At 73.1% G+C, this 18,900-nt stretch carries 16 protein-coding genes; 4 read left to right on the top strand and 12 right to left on the bottom strand.

Features of this window, described 5'->3' with window-relative positions; translation table 11 throughout:
* Window positions 1–138: 138 nt before the first annotated feature.
* Both arc and O2W15_RS10320 read right to left on the bottom strand, forming a co-directional pair.
* Window positions 139–1,929: a proteasome ATPase gene (gene arc / locus O2W15_RS10325; protein ID WP_269165453.1), complete on the bottom strand. Its 1,791-nt coding sequence runs from the start codon at window positions 1,927–1,929 to the stop codon at window positions 139–141.
* A 143-nt stretch (window positions 1,930–2,072) separates the two neighbouring features.
* A complete protein-coding gene (locus O2W15_RS10320; protein WP_269179356.1) occupies window positions 2,073–3,020 on the bottom strand; it encodes a tRNA (adenine-N1)-methyltransferase in 948 nt (315 codons plus the stop codon).
* Window positions 3,021–3,105: 85 nt separating this feature from the next.
* On the opposite strand from O2W15_RS10320, the gene O2W15_RS10315 reads away from it, so the two are divergent.
* Complete coding sequence (locus O2W15_RS10315) at window positions 3,106–4,044, top strand: RecB family exonuclease (RefSeq protein ID WP_269165455.1); 939 nt, start codon at window positions 3,106–3,108, stop codon at window positions 4,042–4,044.
* A 49-nt stretch (window positions 4,045–4,093) separates the two neighbouring features.
* On the opposite strand, the gene O2W15_RS10310 is transcribed toward O2W15_RS10315, so the two are convergent.
* From O2W15_RS10310 to O2W15_RS10300, 3 genes are all read right to left on the bottom strand, one after another.
* The gene (locus O2W15_RS10310) at window positions 4,094–4,831 is read right to left on the bottom strand and encodes an HAD family hydrolase (RefSeq protein WP_269179355.1); all 738 of its coding nucleotides are present in this window, start codon (window positions 4,829–4,831) and stop codon (window positions 4,094–4,096) included.
* 35 nt (window positions 4,832–4,866) lie between these two features.
* On the bottom strand, window positions 4,867–5,571 hold the full coding sequence (locus tag O2W15_RS10305) for a class F sortase (protein WP_269179354.1): 705 nt from the start codon (window positions 5,569–5,571) through the stop codon (window positions 4,867–4,869).
* A 79-nt stretch (window positions 5,572–5,650) separates the two neighbouring features.
* Entirely contained in the window at window positions 5,651–6,427 is a 777-nt protein-coding gene (locus tag O2W15_RS10300) for a hypothetical protein (protein WP_269163064.1), read from the bottom strand.
* 354 nt (window positions 6,428–6,781) lie between these two features.
* On the opposite strand from O2W15_RS10300, the gene O2W15_RS10295 reads away from it, so the two are divergent.
* On the top strand, window positions 6,782–7,345 hold the full coding sequence (locus O2W15_RS10295) for a copper resistance CopC family protein (protein WP_269179353.1): 564 nt from the start codon (window positions 6,782–6,784) through the stop codon (window positions 7,343–7,345).
* Window positions 7,342–8,697, top strand: a complete 1,356-nt coding sequence (locus O2W15_RS10290) for a CopD family protein (protein WP_269179352.1) — start codon at window positions 7,342–7,344, stop codon at window positions 8,695–8,697. The genes O2W15_RS10295 and O2W15_RS10290 overlap by 4 nt, the downstream gene beginning before the upstream one ends.
* Window positions 8,698–8,704: 7 nt before the next feature.
* Here the strand turns inward: O2W15_RS10290 and metH are convergent, their stop codons facing one another.
* A complete protein-coding gene (gene metH / locus O2W15_RS10285) occupies window positions 8,705–12,499 on the bottom strand; it encodes a methionine synthase (RefSeq protein ID WP_269179351.1) in 3,795 nt (1,264 codons plus the stop codon).
* Between the two features lie 212 nt (window positions 12,500–12,711).
* Here metH and O2W15_RS10280 point away from each other — a divergent pair, with 212 nt between their 5' ends.
* Window positions 12,712–13,572: a PAC2 family protein gene (locus tag O2W15_RS10280; protein WP_269179350.1), complete on the top strand. Its 861-nt coding sequence runs from the start codon at window positions 12,712–12,714 to the stop codon at window positions 13,570–13,572.
* Between the two features lie 178 nt (window positions 13,573–13,750).
* On the opposite strand, the gene O2W15_RS10275 is transcribed toward O2W15_RS10280, so the two are convergent.
* The 6 genes from O2W15_RS10275 to O2W15_RS10250 form a co-directional block, all read right to left on the bottom strand.
* Window positions 13,751–14,860: an HD domain-containing protein gene (locus tag O2W15_RS10275; RefSeq protein ID WP_269179349.1), complete on the bottom strand. Its 1,110-nt coding sequence runs from the start codon at window positions 14,858–14,860 to the stop codon at window positions 13,751–13,753.
* Window positions 14,857–16,140 (bottom strand): cysteine--1-D-myo-inosityl 2-amino-2-deoxy-alpha-D-glucopyranoside ligase, encoded by a 1,284-nt coding sequence (mshC, locus tag O2W15_RS10270; protein ID WP_269179348.1) that lies wholly within the window; start codon window positions 16,138–16,140, stop codon window positions 14,857–14,859. Before mshC ends, O2W15_RS10275 begins: the two co-directional genes overlap by 4 nt.
* Before the next feature lie 80 nt (window positions 16,141–16,220).
* Window positions 16,221–16,607 (bottom strand): VOC family protein, encoded by a 387-nt coding sequence (locus O2W15_RS10265; protein WP_269179347.1) that lies wholly within the window; start codon window positions 16,605–16,607, stop codon window positions 16,221–16,223.
* A 65-nt stretch (window positions 16,608–16,672) separates the two neighbouring features.
* Window positions 16,673–17,548 carry an SCO1664 family protein gene (locus tag O2W15_RS10260; protein ID WP_269179346.1) on the bottom strand — a complete coding sequence of 292 codons (876 nt, stop codon included), beginning with the start codon at window positions 17,546–17,548 and terminating at the stop codon, window positions 16,673–16,675.
* 12 nt (window positions 17,549–17,560) lie between these two features.
* Entirely contained in the window at window positions 17,561–18,112 is a 552-nt protein-coding gene (locus tag O2W15_RS10255; RefSeq protein WP_269179345.1) for a DUF3090 family protein, read from the bottom strand.
* A 10-nt stretch (window positions 18,113–18,122) separates the two neighbouring features.
* On the bottom strand, window positions 18,123–18,824 hold the full coding sequence (locus tag O2W15_RS10250; RefSeq protein ID WP_269179344.1) for a histidine phosphatase family protein: 702 nt from the start codon (window positions 18,822–18,824) through the stop codon (window positions 18,123–18,125).
* Window positions 18,825–18,900: the final 76 nt, after the last annotated feature.

Below are 18,900 nucleotides of genomic sequence, written 5' to 3'. Positions count from 1 at the left end.
CCGTCCGGAACGGCCGGTGGGCAGCGCCCGGACGCCGACCGGCCCCTGCCGCTGTGCAGCGGGGGCCGGTCGGTTGCGGCCCCGCTGCAGGGCCCCACGGCGAGCCTGCGAGCCGTGGGGAGCAGCGGGGTCGGCTCCTTACAGGTACTGGCCGGTGTTGGTCGCGGTGTCGATCGCGCGGCCGCTGTCGGCGCCCTTGCCGCTGATGAGCGTGCGGATGTAGACGATCCGCTCACCCTTCTTGCCCGAGATCCGTGCCCAGTCGTCGGGGTTGGTCGTGTTGGGCAGGTCCTCGTTCTCCTTGAACTCGTCGACGCAGGCGTTCATCAGGTGCCCGACCCGCAGGCCGCCGACGCCGGTCTCCAGGCGGTCCTTGATCGCCATCTTCTTCGCCCGGTCGACGATGTTCTGCAGCATCGCCCCGGAGTTGAAGTCCTTGAAGTACAGGACCTCCTTGTCACCGTTGGCGTAGGTGACCTCCAGGAACCGGTTCTCCTCGGTCTCGGTGTACATCCGCTCGACGGTGCTCTGGATCATCCCGGCGATGGTCGCCTCGCGGCTGCCGCCGTGCTCGGCCAGGTCGTCGGCGTGGATGGGCAGCGTCGTCGTCAGGTACTTGGTGAAGATGTCCCGCGCGGCCTCGGCGTCCGGCCGCTCGATCTTGATCTTCACGTCCAGGCGCCCCGGGCGGAGGATCGCCGGGTCGATCATGTCCTCGCGGTTGGAGGCGCCGATGACGATGACGTTCTCCAGCCCCTCGACGCCGTCGATCTCGCTGAGCAGCTGGGGCACGATCGTGCTCTCCACGTCGGAGGAGACACCGGACCCGCGGGTGCGGAAGATCGAGTCCATCTCGTCGAAGAAGACGATGACCGGCGTGCCCTCGCTGGCCTTCTCCCGGGCACGCTGGAACACCAGCCGGATGTGCCGCTCGGTCTCCCCCACGTACTTGTTCAGCAGCTCGGGGCCCTTGATGTTGAGGAAGAACGACTTCCCCTGGCTCCGGTCGGAGTCGCCGTTGAGCTCGGCGACCTTCTTGGCCAGCGAGTTGGCCACCGCCTTGGCGATCAGCGTCTTCCCACAGCCGGGCGGGCCGTAGAGCAGGATGCCCTTCGGCGGCCGCAGCTCGTACTCGCGGAACAGGTCGGCGTGCAGGAACGGCAGCTCGACGGCGTCCCGGATCTGCTCGATCTGCCGGGAGAGCCCACCGATGTCGGAGTAGTCGATGTCGGGGACCTCTTCGAGGATGAGCTCCTCGACCTCGCTCTTCGGGATCCGCTCGTAGACGTAGCCCGAGCGGGACTCCAGCAGCAGCGAGTCGCCGCTGCGCAGCGGCTGCCCCTCCAGGGAGTCGGCGAGGTAGACGACCCGCTCCTCGTCGGTGTGCCCGATGACCAGGGCGCGGCGCGGGACGCCCGGCAGGGGCTCCAGCAGCTCCTTGAGCATCACCACGTCACCGGCGCGCTCGAACCCGCGGGCGGCGACGACGTTCATCGCCTCGTTGAGCATGACCTCCTGGCCGTGCTGCAGCTCGGCGACCTCGACGGCCGGCGACACCGACACCCGCAGCTTGCGGCCGCTGGTGAACACGTCGACGGTGCCGTCCTCGAAGAGCTCCAGGAAGACGCCGTAGCCGGACGGGGGCTGCCCCAGCCGCTCGACCTCCTCCTTGAGCGTGACCAGCTGCTCGCGCGCGTCGCGCAGCGTGCCGGCCAGCTTGTCGTTGCGCTCGGAGAGGAAGGCCGCGCGGCCCTCCGCCTCGGCGAGCCGTTCCTCGAGCGCACGCACCTGGCGCGGGCTGTCGGTCACCTTGCGTCGGAGGAGGCTGATCTCCTCCTCGAGGTAGGAGATCTGCTTGACCAGGGAGGCGACGTCACGCTCACGCCGCGCTCGGAACTCGTCGGGGCCAGTGCCAGTACCGGGGCCCATCGCGCACCTCCACACACATCGGGGGGAGCCAGGACGCCAATCTATACACGCGGGAGGCGACCGCGCCGCAGGCTCGGAACGGGTGCGCGCGGTGGGCCGGGACGTCATCGCCCCGACACGTGCGGGACGCGTCGGCCCAGGCGTCAGGCGAGCTTCTTGCGCCGCTGCCGCATCGGTGCGACGGCCCCCTCGGCCAGCCGGCGGGCGGTGACCAGGAAGGCGGTGTGCGCGACCATCCGGTGCTCGGGGCGAACCGCGAGGCCCTCGGCGTGCCAGGGCCGCAGCATGGTCTCCCAGGCATACGGCTCGGTCCACACGCCCTGGGCGCGCAACGCCTCCACGTAGGTCGACAGCTGGGTGGTGGTGGCGACGTAGCCGATCAGCACGCCCCCGGGGCGCAGCGCGGCGGCGACGGTGGGCAGCACGGCCCACGGCTCTAGCATGTCCAGGACGACGCGGTCCACGACCTCGGCGGCCGGGTGGTCGGCCAGGTCGCCCAGCCGCAGCGACCAGTTCTCCGGGACCTCGCCGAAGAAGGCCCCGACGTTGCCGCGGGCGACGTCGGCGAAGTCCTCGCGCCGCTCGTAGCTGGTGAGGCTGCCGGTCGAGCCCACCGCGCGCAGCAGCGAGCAGCTCAGCGCGCCCGAGCCGGCGCCCGCCTCCAGCACCCGCATGCCGGGGCCGACGTCGCCGAAGCCGACGATCTGGGCGGCGTCCTTGGGGTAGATGACCTGCGCCCCGCGCGGCATGGAGAGCACGAAGTCGGCGAGCAGCGGGCGCAGCGCCAGGTAGCCGGTGTTCGCCGTCGAGTGGACGACGGAGCCCTCGGGCGAGCCGATCAGGTGGTCGTGGCTGATCGCGCCGCGGTGGGTGTGGAACTCCTTGCCCGGCTCCAGGACGACGGTGTGGTGCCGGCCCTTGGGGTCGGTGAGCTGCACCCGGTCACCGACCCGGAAGACCCCTTCGACCGGCTCGGGGGCGTCGGTCGGCGCCGGCTCGCCCTCGACCACCACGGGCTCGAGCGGCACGTCGGCGAGCACCTCGGTCGCGGTCGGGGTCTCGTCGGCGGGTTGCTGCTGCTGTACGTCCACGTGGGACGAGGGTACGGACGGCGAAGCGCCCGCTCCCCGGCGCGCACACTCGGAACTGTCAGGGGGCACACCTAACCTCGGGCGCATGACACTGACGGCGGAGACGGGCACGCAGGAGACCGACCAGTCCCCAGCACGGACGACGGCCGCGGACTCCGCTCCCCGGCGTCCGTCCCTGTCGCCCTCGCGGGCCGCGGACTTCAAGTCCTGCCCGCTGCTCTACCGCTTCCGCACCATCGACCGGCTGCCGGAGAAGAAGTCCCGGGCCGCGGTCCGGGGCACCCTCGTGCACGCGGTGCTGGAGAAGCTCTACGACCTGCCCGCCGCCGAGCGCACCGTCGCCGCCGCCCAGACGCTGGTGGCGCCGGCGTGGGACGAGCTACGCGAGGAGCCGGGCGTCGCCGAGCTGTTCGAGGTCGCAGCGGAGGGGCAGCCGGCGGAGAAGGAGAGCCTGGAGGCCTGGCTCGCGTCGGCCGGTGCGCTGGTGGAGACCTACTTCCGGCTCGAGGACCCGACCCGCATCCAGCCGCACGGCCGCGAGGAGCTGGTCGAGGTCACGCTGCCCGACGGGCTGCTGCTGCGCGGCTACGTCGACCGGCTGGACGTCGCCCCGACCGGTGCGCTGCGGGTGGTCGACTACAAGACCGGCGGGATGCCGCGGGAGGCCTTCGAGGCCAAGGCGCTGTTCCAGATGAAGTTCTACGCGCTGGTGCTGTGGCGCACCCGGGGCGTGGTCGCCGCCCAGCTCAAGCTGCTGTACCTCAAGGACGGCGACGCGCTCACCTACGCCCCAGACGAGGCGGAGCTGCTGCGGTTCGAGCGCACCCTGCAGGCGATCTGGGCCGCCATCGAGCGTGCGGTCGCGACCGGCGACTTCCGGGCGAACAAGAGCCGGCTGTGCAGCTGGTGCGACCACCAGGCGCTCTGCCCGGCGTTCGGTGGCACTCCCCCGCCGTTCCCGGCCGACGCCGCGGCCGCCGCAGGCTGGCGCACCACCCTGCCGCTGACGGCCGCCACCGACTGACCCGATCCGCACCCCGTGCGCACTCGATGCAGTCGCTGTATCGAACCGGTCAGACCGGGGTGGGCGCGTGACCGCGCTCGGCTACCAGCCGGCGCAGGTCGGGGACGGTCAACCCGGCGAGCGATGACCGCAGGGTCAGCCCGGGCAGTGGTTCCAGTGACTGCATCGACGGCACGCCGAGCACTGTTGCGCCGGAGGCCAGCCCCGCGGTGACCCCGACGTGCGAGTCCTCGATGACCAGCGACCCGGCTGCGTCCACGCCCAGCTCGCGCATCGCCTGCAGGTAGGGCGCCGGGTCGGGCTTGCGGGCGGGCACCTCGTCCCCGCAGACGGTCAGGTCGAAGGGCGACTGCCCCAGGTCCGTGCTGATGTGGTCGATCACCAGGGCGGCGATCCGGCGCGGCGTCGTCGTCACCAGGGCGGTGGCCAGGCAGGCGTCGCGCACCGCGACCAGCAGTTCCCGGGCCCCTGGTCGCCACGGCATCCCGCGGCTGGTCATCAGCAGGGCGGTCTGCTCCTCGACCCAGGCCGCATCGGCCCGGTGCTGGTCCTCGGTGCGCTCGACACCGAGGTCGGCGTAGAGGACCGCCATCGCCACCCGCATCGAGGTGCCGACGGTCTGCTCCCGCGCCGCGGCGGAGAAGACGCCGCCCAACTGGACGGCGAGGGCGGCCATCGCCTCGCCCCACAGCTCCTCGGTCTCCACCAGCGTGCCGTCCATGTCGAACAGCACCGCCTGCAGTGACTGGACCGAGCCGGACGGGTTGCCCACCGAGGTCAACGACACCCCTCGAGTCTAGGGAGGAGGCGTGTCGGGACCGATCAGGCCGGCTCGGTGCGGACCAGGGTCGCGAAGGCGATGATGTTGTCCTCGTAGCTGCGGGCCGCGGAGTCGAAGTCGCCACCGCAGGTGATCAGCCGCAGCTGCGCGTCGGGGGTGTCCCCGTAGGCCGCGATGGTCGGGAAGTCGTCCTTGGCGTGGCGCTCCACCCGGTCGACGGCGAACACGGCGACCGTGCCGTCGGCGCGGGCCACCTCCACCTCGTCTCCGGGCTGCAGAGCTCCCAGCTCGAAGAAGACACCGGGCCCGTGCTCGGCCGAGTCGACGTGCCCGAGGAGGACCGCCGGGCCGATGGCGCCGGGAGCCGGTCCCCGCTGGTACCAGCCGGCCTGGTCGTCCGGGCCCAGCGGCGGCACCTCGACGGTGCCGTCGTCGTTGAGGCCCAGGCGCAGCAGGTCGCTGGTCACCTCGATGGTCGGGATGCTGACCGACACCGGCTGGGCCACCTGCTCGCCGGGGTCCGGGGCAGCCGACTCAGCAGGTGCAGCCACAGCACCGGGCGTCGACGGGGTGGGGGTCGCCGTGGCTGTCGAACTCTCCCCCTGGCTGGGAGCGGCCGCCGGCTGCGGGGCCTGCTGCTGTCCGGTCACCGCCACCACGACGGCGACGACGGCCACCACGACGAGCGCGACGGCCAGCGCCGTCCACGCCCGGGGGCTGGGCCGACGGCTGCTCTGCTCGCTCACAGGGGGTCCTTCCAAGAGGGTGGGAGGGGGGCCGGGTCGCGCGGGGAGGTCAGCCCTCCCCGCGCGACCCGGAGCCGGATCAGGCCTGGTCGGCCTGACGACGGCGGTAGGCGATCGCACCGGCACCCGCGGCACCCGCGGCGGCCAGGACGCCGACGCCGATCACGGCGGTGTTCTCGGTACCGGAGGTGCTGCCGGCACCGGTCTCGGCGCCACCGGCCGGGGTGGCACCCATCTGCGCCACCTCGAGCGCGCCACAGGCGGCGGGGGCAGTGGCCTCCATGGGCAGCGACGGGTCGAGGTCGCTCATGACGTCACCGTCGTAGGCACCCGAGCCGTCCTGGTCGATGCCGTGCACGACCAGGACGGCCGTGCCCGCCTCGAACGCCGCGTGGACGTCGTCGGTGACCTCGAACGTCCGCTCGTAGCTGATCGTGCCGTCGTCCGCGGTCGGGAAGCGGTCGATGGCCAGGCCGCTGTCCGGGCTGGTGTCGCCGGTGGTGGTCAGCGAGGAGCCGATGGCGCCGTAGTACTTGGCGGCCTCGGTGACGCTCACGAAGCCGTCGCCGTCCGCGTCGTCCGCGAGGTCGTTGGTCGGGCACTCGCCCAGGGCGCCGATGTGGAAGTGCTGGGCGTGCGGCGAGCCGGCGAGCAGCCCGGACGCCTCGACCATCACGGTGGCGGTGTTGCCGTCCAGCGTGACCATGCCGGTGCCGCTGACGCCGGACTGGTTCACCGCACCGAGGTCGGCCTGGTAGCTGGTGGCCCCCTCGTGGGCGAAGGCGGTGCTCATGGTGAGCAGCGGGAACGCTGCGGCGGCGATGGCGATGGCCGGGAGTGCGTGTGCCTTGCGCAAGGTGTGCTCCTCGTGATCGGAGTGCCGCTCCCACCGTGAGGTGGGAGCAGCGGACGGCGGCTGACACCGCTCGTCCGGTCGGTCGGCGGGCGCATCGTTGCCCCCGCCGCGGAACAGGTCTGGCGACCCCGGACAGCCGGCGGATCCCCCAGCGGGGATCACCCCGCTGCCGCGCTGACCACCCTGCATTCGGCGGGTGGTGCCGGATCGGTTCACTGCCCCCTCAGGAATTCCTGATCCCGGGCTGTGCAACGGGTGGGAGTCCGGCCTCCTACGCGCGGGGACGACGATCAGCAGGTGCCGTCCGGTGCGGGCCGGACCAACCGGAAGAGCGGTCGCGGACGAATGCCGGGCATGACTGTTCTGCGCGCCCTCCCGATCGCCGGTCCGCGCCCCGCGCCGGTGCTGCTGGTGGGGTTGCTGACCGTGCTGCTCCTCGGCATCGGGGTGCCCTCCGCCCGGGCGCACGACGCCCTCGTGAGCAGCAGCCCGTCAGCCGGTGCCGCCGTGCCCACGGCCCCGTCCTCGGTGGAGCTGGAGTTCAGCGGGACGCCGCTGCCGCTGGGCACCGAGGTGCTGGTGCTCGGCCCGGACGGCGCCGTGGCGTCCACCGGCGCCGCCGAGATCCAGGACACGACCGTCGTCCAGCCCGTGACCGCTGGGCTCCCCGCGGGGAGCTACACCGTGCAGTGGCGCAGCACCTCCTCCGACGGGCACCCGGTCACCGGCAGCTGGGACTTCACCGTCGCCGCGGGGAGCACACCGGCCCCGGACGCGGCGGCCCCGGACGCGGCGCCTCCGTCGGTGGCGGCCGCGACGGCCGACCCGGCGCTCCCGGTCGGCTGGCTGGTCGGTGGCGTCCTGGCCCTCGGCGCGGCGGCTGCGCTGCTCCTCGGCCGGCTGCGCAGCCGGCGGTGACCAGCACCGTGGTCCGCCCGGACCTGGGACAGGGCGCGCCGGAGCGGACCCGGTGGCGGGTGCCGGCGGCCACGGCCGCAGGGGTCGGCCTGCTCGCGGTCCTGGGCTGGGCGCTCGTCGTCGGCAGCGGCCCGGCGGCTCCCGCGGCCTCCGGGCTCCGCGAGGCGGGCCCGCTGGTGGAGTGGGGTGGGCCGGTCGTCACGCTGGCCGGCCGGATCGCCGCGGTGGGCACGGTGGGCACCCTGCTGTTCGCCGCCGTCCTGCTGCCCGGGGGCACCGGGCAACTGGCCCCGCAGGCGAGGCGCGCCGTGACGTCGGCGGCGGTGTGGGCGCTGGCCTGGGCGGTGGCGACCGTGCTCGGCGGCCTGCTCACCGTCAGCCGGCTGGTGGGCGTGGCCCCGACGGCACTGGACGCGGCGTCGCTGCGGGTGTTCCTCGCCGACACCGGCGCCGGCCGCGCCGTCCTGCTCGTCGCCGGCCTCACCGCGGTGATCGTGGTGGCGGCCCGGTCCTGCAGCGGCCGCGGGGGCGCCCGGCTGCTGCTGGCCGGTGCGCTGACCGCGCTGGTGGTCCCGGTGGTGCTCAGCGGGCACTCGTCGGCCGCGGAGGACCACCTGACCGCGGTGAGCACTCTGGCGGTGCACGTCGTCGCGGCGAGCCTGTGGGTCGGCGGCCTGGGGGCCCTGCTGCGGTACGGCCGGGAGACACCGGCCACCGCCGCGCGGTTCAGCGCGGTCGCACTGGTGTGCTTCGCAGTGACCGCCGTCTCCGGGGTGCTGGCGGCCGGCGTGGTCCTGGGCGGTACCGGCGCCGTGCTGGCCGCGCTGGGCACCGGCTACGGCGCGCTGTTGCTCGGCAAGACGCTGGGGCTGACCGTGGTCGGGGTGCTGGGCTGGCTGCACCGGCGCCGCACCCTGCCGCAGCTGCGGGAGGGGCGGCCGGGTGCCTTCCGGCGGCTCGCCGTCGTCGAGGTGGCCGTGCTGCTGGCGACCGTCGCGCTGGCGGTCGCGCTCGCCGCGTCCCCTCCCCCGGTCGCCGCAGCGGTGCCGTCAGCCACTGCGGCACCGGCGGCCGCGGACCCGATGGCGGGGCACGACCACGGCGAGCTCTCCGTCGGCGTCCTGGTCGACGAGGACCGCTTCCACGTGGCCGGGCCGGTCGCCGCCGGGTCGCGGGTGACGGTGCACAACGCCAGCGGTCAGCCGGTGACGATCACCGCGGACGACGGCTCGTTCGACGTCGACGTCGCCGCCGGGACGCTGCTGACCTTCCCGGCCCCCGACCAGCCGGGCGAGTACCGGTTCACCAGCGCCCACTCAGCGACGCACACCGACGTCCTCGTCGTGGAGTGACGGCGCCTCACTCGTCCTCCGTTCGATAACCGAGGTTGGGTGAGAGCCAGCGCTCCGCCTCGGCGACCGTCCAGCCCTTGCGCCGGGCGTAGTCCTCGACCTGGTCGCGGCCGATCCGGCCCAGCACGAAGTACCGCGACTCCGGGTGGGCGAAGTACAGACCGCTCACGGATGCCCCCGGCCACATGGCCATGCTCTCGGTGAGCTGGATGCCGGTGGCCGCCTCCACGTCGAGCAGCTCCCAGATCGTCTGCTTCTCGGTGTGCTCGGGGCAGGCCGGGTAGCCCGGTGCGGGCCGGATGCCGGCGTACTTCTCCGCGAGCAGCCCGTCGGCGTCCAGGTGCTCGTCGGGGGCGTAGGCCCAGAACTCGGTGCGCACCCGCTCGTGCAGCCGCTCGGCGAACGCCTCGGCCAGCCGGTCGGCCAGCGACTCCAGCAGGATCGCGCTGTAGTCGTCGTTGGCCTTCTTGAACTCGGCGACCTTCTCCGCGGACCCCAGGCCGGCGGTGACGGCGAAGGCCCCCACGTGGTCGCGGAGCCCGGTCGCCTTGGGTGCGACGAAGTCGGCCAGCGACTTGCGCGGCGAGCCGTCCCGGCCCTCGGTCTGCTGCCGCAGCTGGTGCAGCGTCGCCCGGACGGCGGTGCGGGACTCGTCGGTGTAGACCTCGATGGAGTCGCCGTCCACCTGGCTGGCCGGGAACAGCCCGAAGACGCCGCTGGCCCGCAGCCACCGCTCGGCGATCAGCTGGTCGAGCATCGCCTGGGCGTCCTCGTACAGCCGGCGGGCCGCCTCCCCGGTGGTCGGGTTGTGCAGGATGTCGGGGAACCGACCGCGCATCTCCCAGGCGTTGAAGAACGGCTGCCAGTCGATGTACTCCCGCAGCTCGTCCAGCGGGTAGTCGGCGAAGCTGCGCACGAACTGGGTGGCCACGCCGTGCCGGTGGTCGCAGGTGGGCCCGGCGCAGACGTCCTTGGTCTGCTGCAGCAGCATCCGCGGCCGCGGCGGGTGGTGGGCGGACCAGTCGATCGGGGTCGCCGCCGCGCGGGCAGCGGCCAGCGGGAGGACCGAGCGGGTGTCCTGCCGGGCCGCGTGCCGCTCCCGCAGCGCGGCGTAGTCGGCGTCGGTCTCGGCGAGCAGGGCCGGGCGCTGCTCGTCGGACAGCAGCGCGGCGACGACCGGCACCGACCGCGAGGCGTCCTTCACCCAGATCACCGGGCCGGAGTACTTCTGCGCGACCTTCACCGCGGTGTGCGCGCGGGAGGTGGTGGCCCCGCCGATCAGCAGCGGGATGGTGAACCCCTGCCGCTCCATCTCGGTGGCCAGGTTGACCATCTCGTCCAGCGAGGGGGTGATCAGCCCGGAGAGCCCGATGACGTCGGCGCCCTCCTCCTTGGCGGCGTCCAGGATCCGCTGGGCGGGCACCATCACGCCGAGGTCGACGACGTCGTAGTTGTTGCACTGCAGGACGACGCCGACGATGTTCTTCCCGATGTCGTGGACGTCGCCCTTCACGGTGGCCATCACGACCTTGCCGTTGCTGCGCTCGACGTCCCCGGGCTGCTTCTCCGCCTCGATGAACGGGATCAGGTGCGCGACGGCCTTCTTCATCACCCGTGCCGACTTCACCACCTGGGGCAGGAACATCTTCCCGGCGCCGAACAGGTCGCCGACGACGTTCATGCCGGCCATCAGCGGCCCCTCGATCACCTCGATGGGCCGGCCGCCGCGGGCGCTGATCTCCTGGCGCAGCTCCTCGGTGTCGGTCTCGACGAACTCGTCGATCCCCTTCACCAGGGCGTGGGTGATCCGCTCCCCCACCGGCAGCGACCGCCACTCCTCGGTGGCGACCTCCTTGGCCGCGCCGTCGCCGGCGAAGTCCGCCGCGATCTCCAGCAGCCGCTCGGTGCTGTCAGGGCGGCGGTTGAGGACGACGTCCTCGATCCGCTCGCGCAGCAGCGCCGGCACCTCGTCGTAGACCTCCAGGGCGCCGGCGTTGACGATCCCCATGTCCATGCCGGCGGCGATGGCGTGGAACAGGAAGACGGCGTGGATCGCCTCGCGCACCGGGTTGTTGCCGCGGAAGGAGAACGACACGTTGGACACGCCGCCGGAGACCAGTGCGCCGGGCAGGTTCTGCTTGATCCACCGGGTGGCCTCGATGAAGTCGACCCCGTAGGTGGCGTGCTCCTCGATGCCGGTGGCCACGGCGAAGACGTTCGGGTCGAAGATGATGTCCTCGGCCGGGAAGCCGACCTGCTGGGTGAGGACGTCGTAGGCCCGCCGGCAGATCTCCTGACGGCGCTGCAGGCTGTCGGCCTGGCCGTCCTCGTCGAAGGCCATCACCACGACCGCGGCGCCGTACTTGCGGCACAGCCGGGCCTGGGTGACGAACTCCTCCTCGCCGTTCTTCAGCGAGATGGAGTTGACGATCGCCTTGCCCTGGACGCACTTGAGGCCGGCCTCGATGACCTCCCACTTCGAGGAGTCGATCATCGTGGGCACCCGGCAGATGTCGGGCTCGGTGGCGACCAGCTTCAGGAACCGGTCCATCGCCGCGACGCCGTCGATCATCCCCTCGTCCATGTTGACGTCGATGACCTGCGCGCCGGACTCGACCTGCTGGCGGGCGACGGCGAGGGCGGTCGGGTAGTCGCCGGCCTTGATCAGGTTGCGGAAGCGGGCGGAGCCGGTGATGTTGGTCCGCTCGCCGACGTTGACGAACAGGCTGGCCTCGGTGACCGTCAGCGGCTCCAGCCCGGACAGCCGCAGCGCCGGGGCGACCTCGACCGGCGTCCGCGGGGCCCGGCCGGCGACCGCGCCGGCGATGGCGGCGATGTGCGCCGGCGTGGTGCCGCAGCAGCCGCCCACCAGGTTCAGGAAGCCGCTCTCGGCGAACTCCCCGACGATCGCCGCGGTCTCCTCGGGCGACTCGTCGTACTCACCGAAGGCGTTGGGCAGCCCGGCGTTGGGATAGCAGGAGACGAAGGTGTTCGCGATCCGGGAGATCTCGGCGATGTAGGGCCGCATCTCCTTGGCGCCCAGCGCGCAGTTCAGCCCCACCAGCAGCGGCTCGACGTGCCGGACCGAGTGCCAGAACGCCTCGGTGACCTGCCCGGAGAGGGTGCGACCGGAGGCGTCGGTGATCGTGCCGGAGATCATCACCGGCCAGCGGCGCCCGCGCTCCTCGAACAGCGTCTCCAGCGCGAAGATCGCGGCCTTCGCGTTCAGCGTGTCGAAGATCGTCTCGATCAGCAGCACGTCGGAGCCGCCGTCGACCAGCCCGTTGGCCTGCTCCAGGTAGGCCTCGACCAGCTCGTCGTAGCTGACGTTGCGGGCGCCGGGGTCGTTCACGTCGGGCGAGATGGACGCCGTCCGGCTGGTCGGGCCGAGCGCGCCGACGACGTACCGCGGCTTCTCCGGTGTGCTGACCGCGTCGCAGGCGGCGCGGGCGAGCCGGGCGGAGGCGACGTTCAGCTCGTACGCCAGGTCGGACATCCCGTAGTCGAGCAGCGAGATCCGGGTCGCGTTGAAGGTGTTGGTCTCGATCAGGTCGGCGCCGGCCTCGAGGTACTCGCGGTGGATGCCGCTGATGATCTCCGGGGCGGTGATGCTGAGCAGGTCGTTGTTGCCCTGGACGTCGCTGGGCCAGTCGGCGAAGCGCTCACCCCGGTAGCCGGCCTCGTCCGGCCGGTCCCGCTGGATGGCCGTGCCCATCGCCCCGTCGAGCACCAGGATCCGCTGCTGCAGCAGCGCGGTGAGCGCGGTCGTGGCGTCGGGGCGGACGTGCGGGGATGCAGGCACGGGCAGTCCTCGGTGGTCGATCGGGCACGGTCACGGAGGCGTCCGGCGCCAGGGCCCTGGCAACTCCGACGGGCGAGCGGCCTCGTCGTCCTCGAACAGCGCCCCCATCGTCGCACTTTCCTCCCCTGCCCGGGTGCACCCCGGGGCCCGGGCGGTCCCAGCCGCCCCACGAGCAGCCGGGCCGGCTGGCCAGATCGACGTAGGCTCGAAGGGTGATCGATCCGAAGTCCGACGCTGACGACCTGCCCGAGCTGGACGACCCCGTGGTCGTGGTCGCGTTCGAGGGATGGAACGACGCCGGGGACGCCGCCACCGGTGCCGTGGAGCACCTGGAGCTGACCTGGAACGCCACCCCGCTCGCTGCGCTGGACCCCGAGGACTACTACGACTTCCAGGTCAACCGGCCGACCGTCTCCCTGATCGACGGCGTCACCCGCCGGGTCGAGTGGCCCACCACCCGGCTGTCGGTGGTTAAGCCGCCGGGGAGCGAGCGGCACGTCGTCCTCATCCGCGGCATCGAGCCGAACATGCGCTGGCGCAGTTTCTGCGACGAGCTGATCGAGCTGATCCAGGAGCTCGGCGCCCAGACCGTGGTCGCGCTCGGCGCGTTGCTGGCCGACACGCCGCACACCCGGCCCACGCCGGTGACCGGCTCGGCCTACGACGCCGAGTCGGCGCGGCAGTGGGGCGTGGAGACGTCCACCTACCAGGGCCCGACCGGGATCCTGGGCGTCTTCGCCGATGCCTGCGTGCAGGCCGGGCTGCCGGCGGTGAGCTTCTGGGCGGCCGTGCCGCACTACGTCTCCCAGCCCCCCTCCCCCCGGGCGACGATGGCGCTGCTGACCCGGGTCGAGGAGGTCCTGGAGGTCACCGTGCCGCTGGGCAACCTGCCCGACCAGGCCGACGAGTGGGTGAAGACCGTCGACGAGATGGCCCAGGAGGACGAGGAGGTCGTCGAGTACGTGCGCTCCCTGGAGGAGCGGCAGACGGCCAGCGACCTGTCCCAGGCCAACGGCGACCAGATCGCCCGCGAGTTCGAGAAGTACTTGCGCCGCCGCGGCGGCACGAGCTGACCCCGGCCCCGTCGCAGGGCCCCGCCGCGAGCCTGCGAGTGGTGGGGGGCGAGGGGGTCCTTCCGCTGCGCCGCCGCGGCGGCACGAGCTGACCCGGCCCCTCATGATCAGCACGGGCTGAGGGTCGTCATCTCCACGGGATGACGACCCTCAGCCCGTTCTCGTCGCCGACCCTCCCTCAGGGTGTGACGAGCAGTGGGCGCATCCGGACGGCGGCCGTGTCGTCGAAGAGCCGGTCGTACGTGGCGAGCGCGAACCGGTCGGTCATCCCGGTCACGTAGTCGACGACCTGTGTGACCAGGTCGGCCTCGGTGTCCCGGTAGCTGGCCGGCATGAGCTCGGGATGGGCCAGGTGGTGGTCGACCAGCCGGCGGATCACCTCGATCGCCACGTGCTTCTGCCCGGCGGCGATCTCGGACTCGTAGACCCGCTCGAACATGAAGGCCCGCAGCTCGTTCATCGCCTCGAGGGCGTCCGGCGCCATCCGCACGGCCGGTGCCGGCGGGCCGCCGGGGACGGCGTGACGGGCCTCCTCGCGCGCCGAGGCGAACGTCCCGTCGACGACCGCCTCGATCATCGCGCCGACCATCGCCCCGCCGGGCGGGCCGAAGGTGGCCAGCGTGCGGGCCGGCAGGTCACCGGGGCGGAGCACCCCGGCCCGGACGGCGTCCAGCGCGTCGTGCGAGAGGTAGCCGATCCGGTCGGCGAACTTCACGCACTCCGCCTCCCGGGTGGCCGGCGGCGGGGTGATCTTCCAGCTGTGTGCCCGGATGCCGTCGCGCACCTCCCAGGTGAGGTTGAGGTCCTCGAGCACCTCGACGATCCGCACCCCCTGGGCGGCGTGGTGCCAGCCTCCTGCGACGTAGGGCTCCAGGGCCTCCTCGCCGATGTGCCCGAACGGCGAGTGGCCGACGTCGTGGGCCAGCGCGATCGCCTCGGTCAGGGTCTCGTGCAGGCCCAGCGCCCGGGCCAGTGACCGGGCGACCTGGGTGACCTGGAGGGTGTGGGTGAGCCGGGTGACGAAGTGGTCGCCGTCGGGGTGCAGGAAGACCTGGGTCTTGTGCTTGAGCCGGCGGAAGGCCTTGGCGTGCAGCACCCGGTCGCGGTCGAGCTCCCAGCAGGTGCGGAGTCCGTCGTCGGGCTCGGGGCGCGCCCGTCCCCGGCTCCGGGCGGACCGGGCGGCCGCCGGGGCCAGAGCCGTCTCCGCGTCCTCCCGTGCCTGCCGGTCGATCCGGGTGAAGGCAGGCGGGTACGCCAGCCACTCGAACCCCGTCCCGCCCTCGCTCACGGCGTGAGTGCCACGCCGAGCAGTGCGTCGACGAGGTCGCGGACGACGGCCGGCGACTGCTCGTCCCAGTCGTCGGTGGCGTGGGCTGCGGGCAGGCCCGGACCGGACGCGGCCTCGGCGAGGCTGGCGGCGGCCCAGCGGTCGACGGCGGCGATCGCGCCGGGGGTGTCGAGGTCGTCGGCCAGCCGCTCCCGGACCGTGGCCAGCACCGGACCGGCCGGCGCGCCCAGCGGCAGCTCCACGGCGCGCCGCCAGGTGTCCAGCCGCCGCTCCGCCGCGGCGAGCAGGTCGGGGGTCCAGGCCCGGTCGGTGCGGTAGTGCCCGGACAGCAGCGCCAGTCGGATCGCCATCGGGTCGGTGCGGTCGCCGCGCAGCCGGGAGACGAAGACCAGGTTGCCCCGGCTCTTGCTCATCTTCTCGCCGTCCAGCCCGATCATCGCGGCGTGCACGTAGGCCCGGGCGAAGGGCTTGGTGCCGGTGAGCGCCTCGGCGTGCACGGCGGAGTACTCGTGGTGCGGGAAGACCAGGTCGCTGCCACCGCCCTGGACGTCGAAGCCCATGCCGATCCGGTCCAGCGCGATGGCGGCGCACTCGACGTGCCAGCCCGGACGGCCCGCGACACCCCGCGGGCCGGGCCAGGACGGCTCGCCCTCGCGGGCCCCCCGCCACAGCAGCGGGTCGAGCGCGTTCCGCTTGCCCGCCCGGTCGGGGTCGCCGCCCCGCTCGGCGGACAGCCGCAGCATGGTGGGCTCGTCGTAGCCGGACTCGGAGCCGAACCCGGGCGCCTGGGCGATGCCGTGGTAGACGTCACCGGTGCCGTCCTCCAGCTGATAGGCCAGGCCGGCGTCCCAGAGCGTCTCCACGTGCGCGGCGATCCGCGGGATCGACTCGACGGCGCCGACGAAGTCCTCCGGCGGCAGCACCCGCAGCGCGGTCATGTCCTCGCGGAACAGCGCCGTCTCGCGCATGCCCAGCACGATCCAGTCCTCGCCGTCGCGGTCGGCCCGCTCGAACAGCGGGTCGTCGACGTCGGTGACGTTCTGCACGTAGTGCACGGCGTGCCGGGCGTCGCGCCACACCCGGTTGACCAGGTCGAAGGCCAGGTAGGTGGCCGCGTGGCCGAGGTGCGTGGCGTCGTAGGGCGTGATGCCGCAGACGTACATCCGGGCGATGCGGCCCGGGGAGGTCTCGACCACCTCGCCGCGGGCGGTGTCGTACAGCCGCAGAGCGGGACCGGACCCGGGCAGGGTGGGGAGCAGCGGGGCAGGCCAGGAGAGCACGTCAGGAGCCTAGATCCGGCCACCGACAGGGCGGCACGGCACCCGGTCCCCGGCCCGCTCCCCCGCCGTCCGGCGGTCCGTCAGGGCCAGGTGGTGGCGTGCCGCTCGAACTCCTCGCCGGTCTGGACGCCGACCACGCAGAACAGCAGCCCGGCGGGGTCCTTCATCTGCCAGAACCCGCCCATGTCGGCCATCCGCAGCGCGCCGAGGGCCTCCAGCCTGGCCACCTCGGCGTGCACGTCGTCGGTCTCGATGTCCACGTGCCAGCGCGGTGGGGTGCCCACCCCGGTGCGCTGGACCTCCAGGTGGAACCCGTCGGCGAAGGAACCGAGCGAGGACCACGCGTCGTCGATGGTGTCGGGCTCCACGGCGTGCCCGGTGGCGGCGGACCAGAACTGCTGGCCCCGGTCGTGCAACTGGGGAGGGAGGTCGATCAACAGGACCGCGAGTCGGCTGCGATGAGGCACCCACCCACCCTGGCAGCCCGCGCCCGGGAAGTCAGCCGCCCGGGCCCGGTCACTGCCGGTGTGCGCTAGAACGGCGGCCAGGGCAGCGCGGGCCAGTCACCGCTGGGCTGGGGGTGCAGCCCGGTGCGCAGCAGCTCGGCCACCCGTTGCTGGGTGCGCCGCACCTCGCGCCGGGTGAGGTGCTCGTGCAGCTGGTCACCCAGGTCGCCGCGGAGTCGTTCGGCCAGCTGCTCCAGCACGGCCAGGTGCTCCAGCAGCAGGGGCTTGCCGGCCCAGCGCCACAGCAGGGTGCGCAGCTTGGGTTCCACGGAGAAGCAGATGCCGTGGTCGACGCCGTACACGTGCCCGCCGCGCATCGGGATGATGTGGCCGCCCTTGCGGTCGGCGTTGTTCACCACCGCGTCGAAGACCGCCATCCGGCGCAGCTCGGGGACATCGAGCCGGACGAACTCGGTGAGCTCGACGGCGGGGTCGGCGTCCATCCACAGCTGGACCATGCCGGGGCCGAACGGGCCCTCGCGCAGCACGGTGGGCGGCACGATCGACCAGCCGGTCGCCTCGGACACCAGGTGCGCGCTGATCTCGCGGCCGGCGAGGGTGCCGTCGGGGAAGTCCCACAGCGGCCGCTCCCCCGCCACCGGCTTGTACACGCAGGTGGCAGCCAGCTGGTCGGTGCGGATCGCCCCGATGAGGGTGACGTTGCTGGCGTCGAGGAGGCGGCCCTCCATGTCCAGCACGCCCTCGCGGAGCAGGGTGGCGACCTCGTCGGCGCCGCTGGGCGGCCGGCGGTCACCGTGGTCGAACGCGGCGACGTCCAGCTCGACGACGTCGCCGTCGTCCTGTTCGAACTCGTCGTCGTCCAGCTCGTCGTCGTCCAGCTCGAGGGGCTCGTCGGTCAGCGGGTGCTCCAGCCGGTCGTCGCGGGGATCAGGCGCGGTCATCGCAGCGCCGGCTCAGCGGCGGTAACCGTTCTGCCGCGGGCAGACGTGGCCGGCCGGGTCCAGCGGCAGGGAGCACAGCGGGCAGGAGGGCCGGCCGGCGGCGATGACCCGGCGGGCGCGGGCGACGAACGCCCGGGCTGCGACCGGGGTGATCGTCACCCGCAGGGCGTCGGGGCCCTCGTCGCTGTCGGAGAGGATCACGTCCTCCTCGATCGGCTCCTCGCCGGCGGCGACGGCCTCGACGACGACCGCGTCCTCCTCGCCGTCCCAGGCCAGGCCCATCGCGGCGACGCGGAACTCCTCGTCGACGGGCGCGGTGAGCGGTTCGAGGTCGTCGACGCCGGCGTCGGGCGGGACGACGACGGCGGCGCGGTTGGCCACCTCGTCGAGCAGCTCGCTCATCCGGTCGGCCAGCACCTGGACCTGCGTCTTCTCCAGCGCCACGCTGATCGTGCGGCCGGCCTCGTCGGAGGCCTGCAGGTAGAAGGTGCGGTCGCCGGGCTGGCCCACCGTGCCGGCGACGAACCGGGTGGGACGGTCGAAGAGGAAGACCTGACGAGGCACGGCGATCAGGTTACGCGGCGCCGGAGCCCGCGCCGCCGCCGACGACCGCGTCGGAGGAGGGCTTGCGCCGGCCGCGCGTCTTCTTGGGCGGGATGAGGGCGGAGACGTCGCCGCCGGTGTCGTTGACCCGCACCAGGAACGGCCGGGTGTCGGTGTAGGTGACCACCGACAGGGACGCCGGGTCGACGACGATGCGCTGGAAGGAGTCCAGGTGCATCCCCAGTGCGTCGGCCAGGACCGCCTTGATCACGTCACCGTGGCTGCAGACCAGCCAGACGGCGTCCGGTCCGAGCTTCGCGTTCCACTCCCGGACGGCGGCCACCGCTCGCGCCTGGGTCTGGGCGAGACCCTCGCCCTCGGGGCCGGGGAAGACGGCCGCGGAGGGGTGCTGCTGCACGACCTTCCAGAGCGGGTCCTTGGTCAGCTCCTTGATCGGGCGGCCGGTCCAGTCGCCGTAGCGGGCCTCGCCGAACCGGTCGTCGGTCTGCACCTCCAGCGCACGCCCCTCGGCGACCGTGCCGGCGGTCTGCTGACAGCGCTCCAGCGGGCTGCTCACCACCGCGGCCAGCGGCACGTCCGACAGCCGCTGCGCGACCGCCTGCACCTGGGTCTGGCCGGTGTCGTCCAGCTGCACCCCGGGGGTCCAGCCGGCCAGCACGCCGGCGGTGTTGGCCGTCGTCCGGCCGTGCCGGAGCAGGATGACCGTCGTCATGGGGCTTGCCTCCTCGATCGGCCCGCGAGCAGGGGCCCGACGCGAGCCAGCGAGCGGCGGAGGACTCGCTGGCCCG

Origin of the sequence: Modestobacter sp. VKM Ac-2979 (assembly GCF_026967995.1) — a bacterium.
GTDB lineage: Bacteria > Actinomycetota > Actinomycetes > Mycobacteriales > Geodermatophilaceae > Modestobacter.
Note: the sequence above shows the minus strand (reverse complement) of the source record. Positions and strands in the feature narration are given on the sequence as shown.

Excerpts from the sequence above, each read along its gene's own strand:
- arc (WP_269165453.1), bottom strand. The coding sequence starts at position 1,929 with ATGGGCCCCGGTACTGGCACTGGCCCCGACGAGTTCCGAGCGCGGCGT.
- O2W15_RS10315 (WP_269165455.1), top strand. The coding sequence starts at position 3,106 with ATGACACTGACGGCGGAGACGGGCACGCAGGAGACCGACCAGTCCCCA.
- O2W15_RS10295 (WP_269179353.1), top strand. The coding sequence starts at position 6,782 with ATGACTGTTCTGCGCGCCCTCCCGATCGCCGGTCCGCGCCCCGCGCCG.
- O2W15_RS10260 (WP_269179346.1), bottom strand. The coding sequence starts at position 17,548 with ATGACCGCGCCTGATCCCCGCGACGACCGGCTGGAGCACCCGCTGACC.
- O2W15_RS10250 (WP_269179344.1), bottom strand. The coding sequence starts at position 18,824 with ATGACGACGGTCATCCTGCTCCGGCACGGCCGGACGACGGCCAACACC.